Source organism: Flavobacterium fluviale (assembly GCF_003312915.1).
Taxonomy (GTDB): domain Bacteria; phylum Bacteroidota; class Bacteroidia; order Flavobacteriales; family Flavobacteriaceae; genus Flavobacterium; species Flavobacterium fluviale.
The window spans coordinates 396,612-410,126 of the sequence record NZ_CP030261.1; the positions used below are offsets into that span (position 1 = coordinate 396,612).

General features: G+C 33.4%; 12 protein-coding genes. 6 read left to right on the forward strand and 6 right to left on the reverse strand.

The features are described from left to right. Both rpsG and rpsL read right to left on the reverse strand, forming a co-directional pair. On the reverse strand, window positions 1-477 hold the full coding sequence (gene rpsG / locus HYN86_RS01980; protein WP_026727879.1) for a 30S ribosomal protein S7: 477 nt from the start codon (window positions 475-477) through the stop codon (window positions 1-3). A gap of 24 nt (window positions 478-501) precedes the next feature. Further along, window positions 502-885 carry a 30S ribosomal protein S12 gene (gene rpsL / locus HYN86_RS01985; protein WP_007136570.1) on the reverse strand — a complete coding sequence of 128 codons (384 nt, stop codon included), beginning with the start codon at window positions 883-885 and terminating at the stop codon, window positions 502-504. A gap of 181 nt (window positions 886-1,066) precedes the next feature. Here rpsL and HYN86_RS01990 point away from each other — a divergent pair, with 181 nt between their 5' ends. The 5 genes from HYN86_RS01990 to HYN86_RS02010 all read left to right on the forward strand — a co-directional run bounded on the left by HYN86_RS01990 (window position 1,067) and on the right by HYN86_RS02010 (window position 9,236). Further along, a complete protein-coding gene (locus HYN86_RS01990) occupies window positions 1,067-2,767 on the forward strand; it encodes a BamA/TamA family outer membrane protein (RefSeq protein WP_230406418.1) in 1,701 nt (566 codons plus the stop codon). 84 nt (window positions 2,768-2,851) lie between these two features. After that, complete coding sequence (locus HYN86_RS01995; protein WP_113676541.1) at window positions 2,852-5,977, forward strand: SusC/RagA family TonB-linked outer membrane protein; 3,126 nt, start codon at window positions 2,852-2,854, stop codon at window positions 5,975-5,977. A 12-nt stretch (window positions 5,978-5,989) separates the two neighbouring features. After that, window positions 5,990-7,564 (forward strand): SusD/RagB family nutrient-binding outer membrane lipoprotein, encoded by a 1,575-nt coding sequence (locus HYN86_RS02000; protein ID WP_113676542.1) that lies wholly within the window; start codon window positions 5,990-5,992, stop codon window positions 7,562-7,564. Between the two features lie 83 nt (window positions 7,565-7,647). Then, window positions 7,648-8,382, forward strand: coding sequence for a 23S rRNA (guanosine(2251)-2'-O)-methyltransferase RlmB (gene rlmB / locus HYN86_RS02005; protein ID WP_113676543.1), 735 nt, complete (start codon window positions 7,648-7,650; stop codon window positions 8,380-8,382). Between the two features lie 47 nt (window positions 8,383-8,429). After that, the gene (locus HYN86_RS02010) at window positions 8,430-9,236 is read left to right on the forward strand and encodes a DUF2490 domain-containing protein (protein ID WP_113676544.1); all 807 of its coding nucleotides are present in this window, start codon (window positions 8,430-8,432) and stop codon (window positions 9,234-9,236) included. Here HYN86_RS02010 and HYN86_RS02015 read toward each other — a convergent pair whose 3' ends face one another. Together HYN86_RS02015 and HYN86_RS02020 are read right to left on the reverse strand one after the other, a co-directional pair. Further along, window positions 9,237-9,743: a hypothetical protein gene (locus tag HYN86_RS02015; RefSeq protein WP_230406419.1), complete on the reverse strand. Its 507-nt coding sequence runs from the start codon at window positions 9,741-9,743 to the stop codon at window positions 9,237-9,239. A gap of 64 nt (window positions 9,744-9,807) precedes the next feature. Further along, window positions 9,808-10,563: a rhomboid family intramembrane serine protease gene (locus HYN86_RS02020; protein WP_113676545.1), complete on the reverse strand. Its 756-nt coding sequence runs from the start codon at window positions 10,561-10,563 to the stop codon at window positions 9,808-9,810. Window positions 10,564-10,738: 175 nt separating this feature from the next. Between HYN86_RS02020 and HYN86_RS02025 the strand changes: the two genes are divergently transcribed. Beyond that, on the forward strand, window positions 10,739-12,016 hold the full coding sequence (locus HYN86_RS02025; RefSeq protein ID WP_113676546.1) for a replication-associated recombination protein A: 1,278 nt from the start codon (window positions 10,739-10,741) through the stop codon (window positions 12,014-12,016). A gap of 14 nt (window positions 12,017-12,030) precedes the next feature. On the opposite strand, the gene HYN86_RS02030 is transcribed toward HYN86_RS02025, so the two are convergent. Both HYN86_RS02030 and HYN86_RS02035 read right to left on the reverse strand, forming a co-directional pair. After that, window positions 12,031-12,828 carry a hypothetical protein gene (locus HYN86_RS02030; RefSeq protein ID WP_113676547.1) on the reverse strand — a complete coding sequence of 266 codons (798 nt, stop codon included), beginning with the start codon at window positions 12,826-12,828 and terminating at the stop codon, window positions 12,031-12,033. Continuing rightward, on the reverse strand, window positions 12,828-13,514 hold the full coding sequence (locus tag HYN86_RS02035) for a YjjG family noncanonical pyrimidine nucleotidase (RefSeq protein WP_113676548.1): 687 nt from the start codon (window positions 13,512-13,514) through the stop codon (window positions 12,828-12,830). The genes HYN86_RS02030 and HYN86_RS02035 overlap by 1 nt, the downstream gene beginning before the upstream one ends. Window position 13,515 lies beyond the last annotated feature (1 nt).

Genomic DNA, 13,515 nt, shown 5'->3' on the forward strand with positions numbered 1-13,515 from the left:
TTAAAATCTAAAGTGAGAGAATGCTTTATTAGCTTCTGCCATTTTGTGAGTATCCATTCTTTTCTTAACCGCAGCACCTTCTTCTTTAGCCGCAGCTAAACATTCTGAAGCTAAACGCTGTGCCATAGATTTTTCATTTCTTCTTCTTGAATAAAGTATTAACCACTTCATTGCCATAGAAATTTTTCTGTCTGGACGAATTTGCATTGGAATTTGGAATGTAGCTCCACCAACTCTACGGCTACGTACTTCTACGTGAGGCATAACGTTTGTTAAAGCATCTTTCCAGATCTCTAATGAAGTCTTTTCATCATTTTGCTTTTTAGTTTCGATGATATCAATAGCATCATAAAATACTTTAAAAGCTGTAGATTTCTTACCATCCCACATTAAGTTATTCACAAAACGCGTTACCAATTGATCATTAAACCTTGGATCTGGTAAAAGTGGTCTTTTCTTTGCCGCTCTTTTTCTCATGTCTTTTTCTTAAAAGTTTTTAAATTACTTTTTTGCTTCTTTTGGGCGTTTAGCACCGTACTTAGATCTTCTTTGCGTTCTTCCCGCAACACCTGACGTATCAAGCGCTCCACGAACGATATGATATCTAACACCTGGTAAATCTTTTACCCTTCCGCCTCTAACTAATACTATCGAGTGCTCTTGTAAATTGTGTCCTTCTCCAGGGATGTAAGCATTCACTTCATTACCATTTGTCAAACGTACACGCGCAACTTTACGCATTGCAGAGTTTGGTTTTTTTGGTGTAGTAGTGTAAACACGCGTACAAACCCCTCTTCTTTGAGGACAAGAATCTAAAGCAACCGATTTACTCTTCTTAGTTATCTGAGTTCTTCCTGTTCTTACTAATTGTTGAATTGTTGGCATAATTAATACTAAAAATTAATATGATATTAAATTCCCGCTTTTTACGGGGTTGCAAATGTATAAAATATTTTTCAGTATACAAACGTTAAATCATTAATTTTCAATAACATTATTTATATCTATGATTTCACAAAGAAACATTGGATATTTGCTTTTTCATAAACTAACAAAATAATTGCATTTGAAACAATTAGCCTACATACTTTTTTTCCTTTGCGCCTCCAATTGTTTTGGACAATCTTTTTATTTAAACATAAATGGCATAAACAAAGAACAAAGTCAAACTATTGATTCGCTTTCTTTCAAAAAAAAACATACCAATCTTAAGTCACTCTATAACGAACTAGAAATAGTTTCAAACAACCTAACAAAACAAGGATATACAGATGCCATAATACTGGAAAACAGTAAAATAAATGATAGTTCATACACGGCATTAATAGACTTAAAAAACAAGATAAAAGAAGTACATATATATATAGGTATAAATGATTTTTTTTTCAACGAAAAAAAAACAGCGAATGACAGCATAATAATCCCATATCCCGAGCTTGAAAATTTTCTAAATCAACAAATTCTAAAGAGCGAAAAAGCAGGTTTTGCTTTTACAAAAATAAAATTAGAAAATATTACAAAAAAGAATTCCATAATTTATGCTCGTTTAAATCTTAATTCCGAAAAAAAAAGATTGCTAAATTCAATTATTATAAATTACACAAATCCTAATTTAAAAAATTATTTCCCGAAAGGAGCTTTAAAACAGCTAAACAAAAAATATTCAGACAAAACATTCAATCAAGAAATGATCAAAAATATCAACAGCGACATTAATAGTTTTGATTTTATTTCTCAGACAAAATATCCCGAAGTACTATTCACTAAAGATTCTACCAAAGTATTTACTTATATTGAAAAAAGAAAAGCAAACACTTTTGATGGCTATATAGGATTTTCGAATGATGAAAACAAAAAACTTATTCTAAATGGTTATCTTGATATTTCTTTAATTAACACTCTTCGCGCTGGAGAAAAATTTTCTTTGTATTGGAAGAGCGACGGCAATCAACAAAAAACTTTTAATACTAAATTAGAAATCCCATATCTATTCCAATCCCCAATTGGAATAAAAGCTCAATTAAACATATTTAAACAAGACAGTACTTTTCAGAATACCAAGACAGATATAAATTTGGGGTATTACTTAAATTACAATTCCAAAGTCTACATCGGTTATCAATCTACAGAATCAAGCGATATTCAAAATATAAACAATTCGACGATCAGCGATTATAACAATTCATATCTCACAACAACACTTGATTTCCAGAAACCAGATTATAACAATTCTTTATTCATCCATAAAGCTTTCATTTTTACCTCTCTTGGATTTGGAAAAAGAACTACAAATAACGATCCCGAGACTGCGGAAACAAGTAATCAGCTTTTCGCAAATATTAATCTTAAGTATAATTTTGAACTAAATGCTAAAAATTTCATTAACATAAATTCACAAAATTATATCTTAAAGAGCAAAAGTTATACTTCTAACGAATTATTTCGATTTGGCGGAACCAACTCAATTCGCGGATTTTTAGAAAATAGCCTGCAAGCTAACTTCACTTCGATGATTCTTACAGAATACCGTTATTTATTATCACAAAGTCTTTATGTCAATTCAATTCTAGATTATGCGTTATACCAAGATATGACAAGCACTTCGAATAAAAATCAAATAAAAAAATTAATAGGAATCGGCATTGGAACAACTATTCAAACAACAAGTGGAATATTGAAAATAAACCTTACAAACGGCGGAGAGAAAACTTCCGATTTGCAATTATATAACACTATCATAAACATATGTTATAATGTTAAATTTTGATGTTTAACGAAAAAAATATTTTTTTTACTAGGAAAGTTAACAAATTATTAAGAGTTTTGCGATACTAATTCAAAATATTTAAAAATGAAACTAAAGTTCAATGGATTCTTAGTGCTTTTACTAGTACTAGTTGCGCAATTATCATTTGCGCAAGAAAGAGCTGTTTCTGGGACAGTTTCTGATAATGCCGGAATGCCTTTACCAGGTGTTAGTGTATTAGTTAAGGGAACTAAAGCGGGAACACAAACTGATTTTGATGGTAAATTTTCTATCAAAGCCTCACCAAGCCAAATTTTGGTATTTAGCTACATTGGGATGAAAACTCAAGAGATAGCTGCAACTTCAACTACAGTGAACGTTAAATTAGCTGACGCTTCTGTAGAATTAGAGAGTGTAGTAATTACAGCTGCACTTGGTATTAAAAGAGAGAAAAAATCTATTAGTTACGCTGCACAAGATTTAAAAGGAAGTATTATTAATGAGGGAGGTACAAACAATGCAGTATCAGCTTTATCTGGTAACGTTGCAGGTTTACAAGTTACTTCTCCTTCTACAATGGGAGGTTCTACAAGAGTTGTACTTAGAGGTGTTGGATCTGTAACAGGTGAAAACAGACCTTTAATCGTTATTGATGGTATTCCATTAGACAATGGTAACTACAACAGTTCAAACACTCAAAGAGGTGCTGGAGGTAGAGATTACGGTGATGCATCTGCGGATATCAACCCAGACGATATCGAATCTGTAACTGTACCTAAAGGAGGTCCTGCTGCTGCTCTTTACGGAAGTAGAGCTGGTAACGGTGCGATTTTGTATACTACTAAATCTGCTAAAAAATCAGGTGGTAAAGCAGAAATTGCTTTCAATACAGGTATTACGTTCGAAAACGTATATATCATGCCAAACCTACAACATGAATACGGAGGAGGTAGTTCATCTACTTTCCAACAACAAGTTATCAATGGCCAAACTTATAACATTGCTGACTACGCTACAGACGAAAGCTGGGGACCAAAATACGATCCAAACTTAAAATATTTACCTTGGAATGCATTTGATCCAGAATTTTCTAATGATTACTTAAAAGAAAAATCTTGGGTAAATCCTCAGAACGATGTTAGATCTTTCTTTAATACTGGTATTACAAGAACTAACTCGATCTCTTTTGCTAAAAACACTCAAGATTCTGGAGTTAGATTTGCATTTACAAACCAAAAAACAGAAGGTATTGTTCCTAACTCAAGCTTAACAAAAAACACATTCACTTTAAACGCTAACACTAAAATGAGTGATAAGCTTAAAGTTGAAAGTATGGTTACTTATGTTCAAACAAGAGGTTTCAACAGACCTGAAGTTGGATATGGTGATAATGGTTTAGGACAAAAATTCTTCCAATGGGGTCAAAGACAATTGGATTATGATGAGTTAAAAGACTACAAATTATCGACTGGTGAACAAAGATCATGGAACAGAAAAGCATGGAATAACGCTACACCAAACTATTCTGACAACCCTTACTGGATTATCTACGAGAACACATCAAACGATACAAGAAATAGAATCTATGGTAATGGTAAAATTACTTACAACATTACTCCAGACTTATATGCTGTAGGTAACGTTTATGCTGATATCTACAACTTAGGTATCCAAGAAAGAGTTGCCATCGGTTCACAAGCGCTTCCAAGTTTTACAACTAGTTCAAGAACATTAACTGACTTCAACTACGAAGGACGTCTACACTATGACAAGAAATTTGGTAAATTTAGCCTTGCTTCTTTTGCTGGAGCTAACAGAAGAAACTCATTCTTAACAAGAGTTTCAGGAAATACTGTTGGAGGTTTAGTACTTCCAGGTCAATACAATTTATCTAACAGTGCAAGCCCTGCACAATCTACTAATGAAGACATCAGAGACAGAACAAATAGTGTTTATGGATTCGTTTCATTAGGATATGATGACTTTTTATTCTTAGAAGCTACAGACAGACAAGACTGGTTTAGTACAGTATACAAGCCTGTTAACTACGCATCTGTTACTGGAAGTTTTATCTTCTCAGAATTAACTAACGTATCTTGGTTAAACTACGGTAAAGTTAGAGGTGGTTGGGCACAAGCTGGTAACGCAACTACAGCGTACAGATTACAAAACTATGCTGATATCGCAATTCCATTTCAAGGAACTCCAAGATACAGCCAACCAGGAACTGCAGGAAATCCATTCTTAAAACCTGAGTTAAAAACTACTAAAGAGGTAGGTTTAGAATTAAGCTTATTTGACAGAAGATTAGGTGTTGATGTAACTTACTACGATGTTGTAACTACAGACTTAATTACTCCTATCCAAGTTGATCCATCAACAGGTTTTAACTTTGCTTTATTTAATGCAGGTAAACTACAAAACAAAGGTATTGAAGCTACTGTAACTGTTAATCCAGTAAGAACACAAGATTTCAGATGGGACATTACTTGGAACTTTGCTAAAAATGACAACAAACTACGTGAATTAATTCCTGGAGTTAACGAATTAACTATTGCAAATGCTCCATTCCAAGCTAGATTATTAGCTGTTGTTGGACAACAATATGGTCAAATCTATGGAACTGACTTTACTTACGATGCTAACGGAAACAAAGTAGTTGATGCTGAAGGAGCTTACATTCCAACTGCACCTAAAGCTTTAGGAACTATTACTCCTGATTACAATATGGGTCTAAGAAACAACTTTAAGTACAAAAACTTAAACTTTGGTTTCTTAATTGATATGCAAGAAGGCGGAAGTTATTTCTCTACTTCACACATGTGGGGATCTTACTCTGGTATGTTAGAGCACACTGCTACTCCAGGATTGAGAGAAAATGGTATTGTGGTTGATGCAGTATACGAAAATGGAGCACAAAACACTTCTGTACTACCTGGACAAACTTGGGCTCAACAACACTATGGACTTGATGCTATGAACGTTTTTGATGCGAGCTATGTAAAATTAAGAGAGGTTACTCTTGGATATACTTTACCAAAAAGAATTATCGGACCTTTCGCTGACATTAGATTCTCTCTTTTCGCAAGAAACTTATTTACATGGGGATTAGATTGGAAAGGAATGGATCCAGAGATGGCTTCATATGGTAGTGGTAACACTCAAGGTTTAGAGGGAGGTTCTTTGCCTTCAACTAGAACATACGGAATGAATCTAGAATTAAAATTCTAAAAAAAAATCAAGATGAAAAAAATATTCATATCAATATTATCAATTGCAACACTACTTACTACTACTGTAAGCTGTGATGATAAATTAGAAGAAATAAACATAAACCCTAACAGGCCAGACATATTAAATACTACATCTGTTGGTGTTTTCAACGGTGCTGTATACAACTTAATGACGAATTCTAGAGGAAGTTTTTCTTCGGGTAGAATGGCATTACCATGGGTTCAATATTCCGCACAAAGAAACTACACTGAAGAGGATCGTTTCCAATTTAGAGAAGTTACAAATCAAAGTTTATACGGTGATTATTACTTATCAGCTATCGATTTTAAAACTGTTATTCAAATGAATACAGATCCAGAGCTAAAAATTAAAAATGCTGCTTACGGTAGTAATAATAACCAAATCGCTGCAGCTAGAGTAATGTTAGCTTATACTTTCTTACAACTTGTAGATGCTTATGGCGACGTTCCTTACTATTCTTATGGAACTACTGACCCAGATTTCCAAGCTTTACAAAAAGATACATATATCAAGCCTAAATTTGCTCCTGCAGTTAAAATTTACGCGGATCTTATGAAGGAATTGAAAGAAGCTGTTGCAATGGTTGAAACAAATCAAACAGTATTTTCACAAGGTGACCGTCTTTTTGGAAGCCCTGCAAAACTTATTAAATTTGCTAACTCTTTAAGATTAAGAATTGGAACTAGAGTTAAAGGTGTTGTTCCTGGAGCTGAAGCACATATTGCTGAAGCTATTGCTGGTGGAGTTATGACTTCTAATGCTGATACTGTTGGTTTAACATACCAAGCAGACAATGTACTACCTAGTCCATTCTACAATGATTTCTTTATTGGAAACAGAACTGACTTTGCTATTTCAAATACATTCGTTGAACTATTAAAAGGACAAACTGGTAATTTTGGAGTTGATCCAAGATTACAAAAGTATGCAGCACCTATAACAGCTTCTGAAACAGCTGTTAAAAACAAAACGTATGCTGAAACAGATGATTTAACACAGTACGTAGGTATGCCATATGGTATTACAAGTGCTCAAGCAGCTGGACAAAGACCAGGCACTTCTTTCTGGAGTTCAAATGTTTTAAAACAAGATTACACAGAAGTTTTAATGGAGTATGCTGAAGTTGAATTCTTATTGTCTGAAAACAATGGATGGAGTGTTGCAAACTACCAAAATGGTGTAAGAGCATCTATGCTACGTTGGGGAGTTACTCCAGCTAAAATTGATGCTTATATTGCAACATTACCTGCACCAACGCAAGAAAATGTAATTACTCAAAAATACATCGCTCTTTTCATGCAGCCATATGAGGCATATGCTGAATATAGAAGAACTGGATTCCCAAGTACAATTCTTAAACCTGGTCAATCTCATCCTTTCAATGTACCACAAGCTGGAGTAACAACTTATACATTTGTTGCTTTAAACGGTTTAAGTGCAATGCCAGACAGATTTACTTACCCAGTTAACTTACAACAGTTGAATGGTGAGAATGTTGCTGCTGCTGCTGCTGCAATTGGTGGTGATGAATTAGACACTAAACTAATTTGGGCTAAAAAATAATTTTTAAACTCAATAATATTTTAAAACCGCTCTGTTAATTCAGAGCGGTTTTTTTATATAAACATATTACCTATATTTGCCTCATGGAAAAAGAACATCAAATATTTGGCATTAGAGCCATCATAGAAGCAATTCAAGCAGGAAAAGAAGTAGATAAAGTCTTTATTCAGAAAGAGATTTCTGGTGAGTTAATGAAAGATTTAATGAAGGTAATGAAACGTGCCAACATTAACTTCTCTTATGTCCCTGTTGAAAAACTAAACCGTCTTACTCCTAATAATCATCAAGGTGCAGTTGCAACTATTTCTCCTATTGGTTTTATAGATTTAGAACATCTTGTTGAATCAACTATTGAATCTGGAAAAAAACCATTATTTTTAATATTAGATCAAATCTCTGATGCTAGAAATTTTGGTGCCATCATAAGAACAGCAGAATGCACAGGTGTAAATGGCATTATTGTACAGAAAGCTGGATCAGCCCCTGTAAATGGAGACACCGTAAAAACTTCTGCTGGTGCAGTATTTAATGTGCCCATTTGCAAAGTTGAACACATTAAAGATGCTATCTTTTATTTGCAAGGGTCTGGAATTAAAACAGTAGCTGCAACTGAAAAAACTGATCAAAATATTTATGATATCACGCTTACAGATCCCTTAGCAATAATCATGGGTTCTGAAGACAGAGGAATAAATCCGTCAGTCTTAAAGATTGTCGATGAAAAAGCAAAACTGCCAATGTTTGGTTCAATAGGATCTTTAAATGTTTCTGTTGCTTGCGGGGCATTTTTATACGAAGCCGTTCGCCAAAGAAGTTAATTTGCATTGAAAATAAAGATTAGAATGAATAATTAAAACTTTAATTAATGCTTTCAAAATCTAATCCAAATCAAATAATTACCATAATCCGATGCTTGTTTGTAGTCTTGATGATTACAAACAGCTACGGACAAAATACTACATATAATCAATTTTGGAATGAGTTTCAGTTTAATCAAACTCTAAGCAAAAAATGGTCGACCGAAATTGATTTAGGAGCAGCATATAGCAGTACTGCATCTTCATCAAATTTATTCGAAAATACAATACAAAGATCTGTAAGAGGCTGGGCACATTATTACTACTCCCCTAGATGGAAGCTTTCAACTTTCGTTGCGCATTACAACAACAGAGATGTTCCGGAAATTGGACAATTTGAATCTCCTGAATGGCGTTTTGCTCTTCAAGGGATTTACTATTTTCACAAAACAGGATATACTTTAAGTACGAGAATGCGAACAGAATTTCGTCATATGAGAAATCAGGACGATGATTATGAAAATGTATTCAGATACCGCCAGCAAATAAAATACCTGCAGCCTATAAATAGTAAAGTTTTAAGAAAGGGTGTTGTTTATGCTGTGGCTTCTGATGAAATTTATTTCAAGTCAGGAGCTAAAGTTACAGGAGAAAGTTTCTTTGATAGAAATAGACTAAACATTGGTGCTGGTTATTTATTTTCAGATGACATTCAAATTGAATTATGTTATGCCAACGAATATCTCCCAAGGAATAGCGGTACCCAAATAACCAATGCTGCTTCGCTTACAGTAAGCTTTAATAATCTTTTGAGAAATATTCAGAAGGAAATTGCCAGCAAGAATGATCATCATTTAAAAGATGAAGAAGAATGATTATTGCTCTTCATTCTTTAAAAAACAATTAAGCTGATGCATAATTGCATTTTTATGAAGTTTAAAATTATAACTTCTCACAAACTCAGTCCCTTTCATATTAATCTCTGCAGTTACCGCTTCATAATTCGAAAAAGCATCCACATCTTTTTCATCAATTAAATAAAGCACCTGCATTATAGAATCGTTTCTGCGGTATTGAGTATCATAATGTGTTAATTTATACGTATTCTTATCCGCAAGATGAATTACTAAATCATCATTGATCTTTTTACCAATTTTTTTATCTGGAAATGGTGTTGGCTGCAGAGCAACAAAGTAATGTTCCTTGTCTGTAACTATATTAATTTTCAACGACTTTGATTTGGTAGTGTAGAATACGGCAGGATCAAAATAATATTCCATACTTCCATCCGCCTGTACCCTATTTTTAACCTCACATTGAGCAATAGATTTACTACTAAAAACGAAATATAAGAAGAGAACTAAAATCCTTATTTCTTTCATAATAATGTAGATTAAATTGTTACACTAACAAATTTAAACTTTTTCATTATAATAAACTATCAAATCAATCTTCAGAATCTAATTCTGATTTTCGTACCACAATATAATTAACAGGATAACTAGATGAAAAATATTCCTGATTCTCTTCTTCATGTGAAATATTCACAAAGTTCCCTTCTTCATCAAAATGTTTCATAAAAGGATCGTTACTGGGATCAAAATCTGGACGCTGCCACTCGTAAACAATTGGTTTTGCATATTCTGGAGTTCTGTAGAATAATGTCAACACAAAACCACTAATAAGACCTGCCAAGTGGCCTTCCCAAGAAATAGATTGATCAACATCAGGAAAAACATACCAAATCATTCCGCCATAAAGTAAAATTACGGTTAAAGACAAAGCAACTAATCTATAATATTTAGTTTGAATTCCTTTAAAGAAAATAAAACTTACCAAAACATAAATTAGACCGCTGGCTCCGATATGAAAGTTCTCTCGCCCAACTATCCACGTAATTACTCCAGAAAATAATATTCCATAAACAATTACTCCAAATGTTAGTTTTGGATAAAAAAACTGTATTGCTGCGAGTAAGATTAAAAGCGGAATACTGTTATTATATAAATGGTCTAAATTTTCATGAATAAACGGACTGAACAAAACACCCTGCAATCCCAAAAAATCTCGTGGATAAATTCCGTATCGATAAAAATCAAAATCAAATCGAATCTGCATCCAATAAATAATCCATAAAAAAAGGACAAAAAATAAAGGAAGTCCAATTACAGAATTTGAAAATTTAAAATTAGTATCGCTCATATTTTTTATCAATAATAATGTTGAGAACTCAAAAAACTATCCAAAAATATTTTACTGATATTTTGTCATATCTCAAAACAGCAAAATTGTTTCAAATTGTAACAATCCTTCTTGTAATCAACTGTTTTAACTTTCAATAAATAAAATTTAAAAGTTAAAATACTAATTTTGCAGAATGGAAGCACCTTTAGCAGAACGCATTCGCCCGCAGCAATTAGAAGATTATATTAGCCAGCATCATTTGGTTGGTCCGACTGGTTCTTTAACACAGCAAATTTCAAAAGGAATAATTCCTTCTTTGATTTTTTGGGGACCTCCAGGCACAGGAAAAACAACCTTAGCACAAATTATAGCACAAGAATCAAAAAGACCATTTTACATTTTAAGTGCTATAAATTCTGGAGTAAAGGATATACGCGATGTTATAGAAAAAGCAAAACAGAGCGGTGGATTGTTTACAGCCAAAAATCCGATTCTTTTTATTGATGAGATTCACAGATTTAGTAAATCACAACAAGATTCACTTTTAGCAGCTGTCGAAAAAGGCTGGATAACTTTAATTGGAGCTACGACAGAGAATCCAAGTTTTGAGGTGATTCCTGCACTATTGTCACGTTGTCAAGTTTACATACTAAATGCTTTCACAAAAGCCGATTTAGAAGCATTATTACAGCGTGCAATGAAAACCGACACCTATTTGCTGACAAAAAATATAAATCTTAAGGAAACTGAAGCTTTATTACGCCTTTCTGGCGGTGACGGAAGAAAATTGCTAAATATTTTTGAATTGGTAATTAATGCATCTGCAGGTGACGAGATACTAATTACCAACGATCGCGTGTTAGAATTGGTACAGCAGAACACTGTTCTCTACGATAAAACAGGCGAACAGCATTACGATATAATTTCTGCTTTTATAAAATCAATTCGCGGGAGCGATCCAAATGGTGCTGTATATTGGCTGGCGCGAATGATTGAAGGCGGCGAAGACGTTAAATTTATTGCCAGAAGAATGCTTATATTATCGAGCGAGGATATTGGCAATGCCAATCCGACAGCTTTTATTATGGCCAACAATACTTTTCAGGCCGTTACCACTATTGGGTATCCTGAAAGCCGAATTATTTTAAGCCAATGTGCTATTTATCTTGCGACATCTCCTAAAAGCAATGCCTCTTATATGGCAATTGGCAATGCGCAGCAATTGGTAAAGCAAACTGGAGATTTACCAGTTCCAATTCATTTGCGAAATGCACCAACCAAATTAATGAAAGAATTAGGTTATGGCGACGACTACAAATATTCTCATGATTATGCTAATAATTTTGCAGAGCAAGAATTCTTGCCAGATGCTATAAAAGAAACGGTTCTTTATAATCCTGGAAGCAATTCTAGAGAGAACAGCAACCGAGAATTTTTAAAGAACCGTTGGAAAGATAAATACGGCTATTGAACCGGATTTGTATTTTAGAATTTAACTACAATTTTTTCTGAAACCAATTTATCATTTTGATAAGATTCGAAGTACCATTGTCCATCATCTTTTAAAATCAACGACCCTTGAACATTATCTTTTATAGCGATGAAAACATTAGTTTGAGAAGTTTTAAGAAGCTTCATTACTACTTTTGGTGTTTTGTCTATTAACTGGTAACCAGATTCCGTTGGCTGTGCATATAATAAATTCGGATCTTTTAGGTCTGGTGAGGGAGCAGCAACTGCAAGTTGAGACGCTGGTGGTGTATTATTTGCAACTGTATTATTTACAGCTGTCGTAGTGGCAGCAACTGATGCAGTAGTTTTAACTGCAGCTGGCGTTTTGGCAGCAGCAACTGGATTTCCACTATATTTATAATTAAGTGCATAAACAGATTTAAAAGCATTATCAAGTGCTTCTTTATAAGCTACTTCATATTCTTTTTCTCGGCTTTTTCCCACTTCTGAAGTAAATACAACTTGTCCGAAACAATCTTTTAACTGTACAATAAGCTTAGTTACCAAGAATGCATTATCTCTCACTACATCAATATATAGAACCTGACAGCGATCTGTATAGCCTTCAGGAAGCTGCTCGTTTGCATAAAAGCCCTGAAATCCAGCTTTAACTAAATTTTGTTTAGTTAAAGTAGCTAGACGATATTGATTATCGGTTTTTATAAAATCGTATTTTAGAGGGATAATTACAGCTTTGTAATCATTAACAGACTGCGCAAATCCAGCAACTGAACATAAAATTGCAGTTAGTAAAAATTTAATTTTCATCATTATAAATATTTTTTTAGTTCTAATAAATGGTTAATTTGTTTATAATTTCCAGAAATATCCAGTTTTTTTTCATTGAAAAAAATAGCATCTAGGCCAGCGTTTAAAGCACCAGTAACATCAGCTTCAAAGTCGTCTCCGATCATGATGCTGTTTTCCTTTGCCGTATTAGCAAGATTTAATGCATAATCAAATATAATACTATTTGGTTTCTTAACGCCAGCCAACTCAGAATTTGTAATCGTAGAAAAATAACCTCCTAGAGAAGCATTTTTTATTTTCTTTTCCTGAACATTTGCAAAGCCATTAGTAATAATATGAAGTTTATATTTAGGTTTTAAATACTCCAAAACTTCTAAAGCGCCGTCGAAAAGATAATTATTATCGGTCAGAAACTCGATATAATCATTGGCAATTTCAAAGATATTTTCTTCGGAAATCACATAGTTCAAAGCATCAAAAGAAAACTTCAAACGATTGTAACGCAATTCCTGATGCGTAATTTTATCGTTTTGATATAATCGCCAGCATTCTTGGTTTATAGGTATGTAATTTTTAATAAAATCTTCAGTGCTGATTTCTGTATATTTTTCTCTAAAAATACGATTGAAAGCCATTTCTGAATTTTTATCAAAATCCCAAAGAGTGTGATCTAAATCAAAAAAAATGTCTGTAATATTGGTATTCATA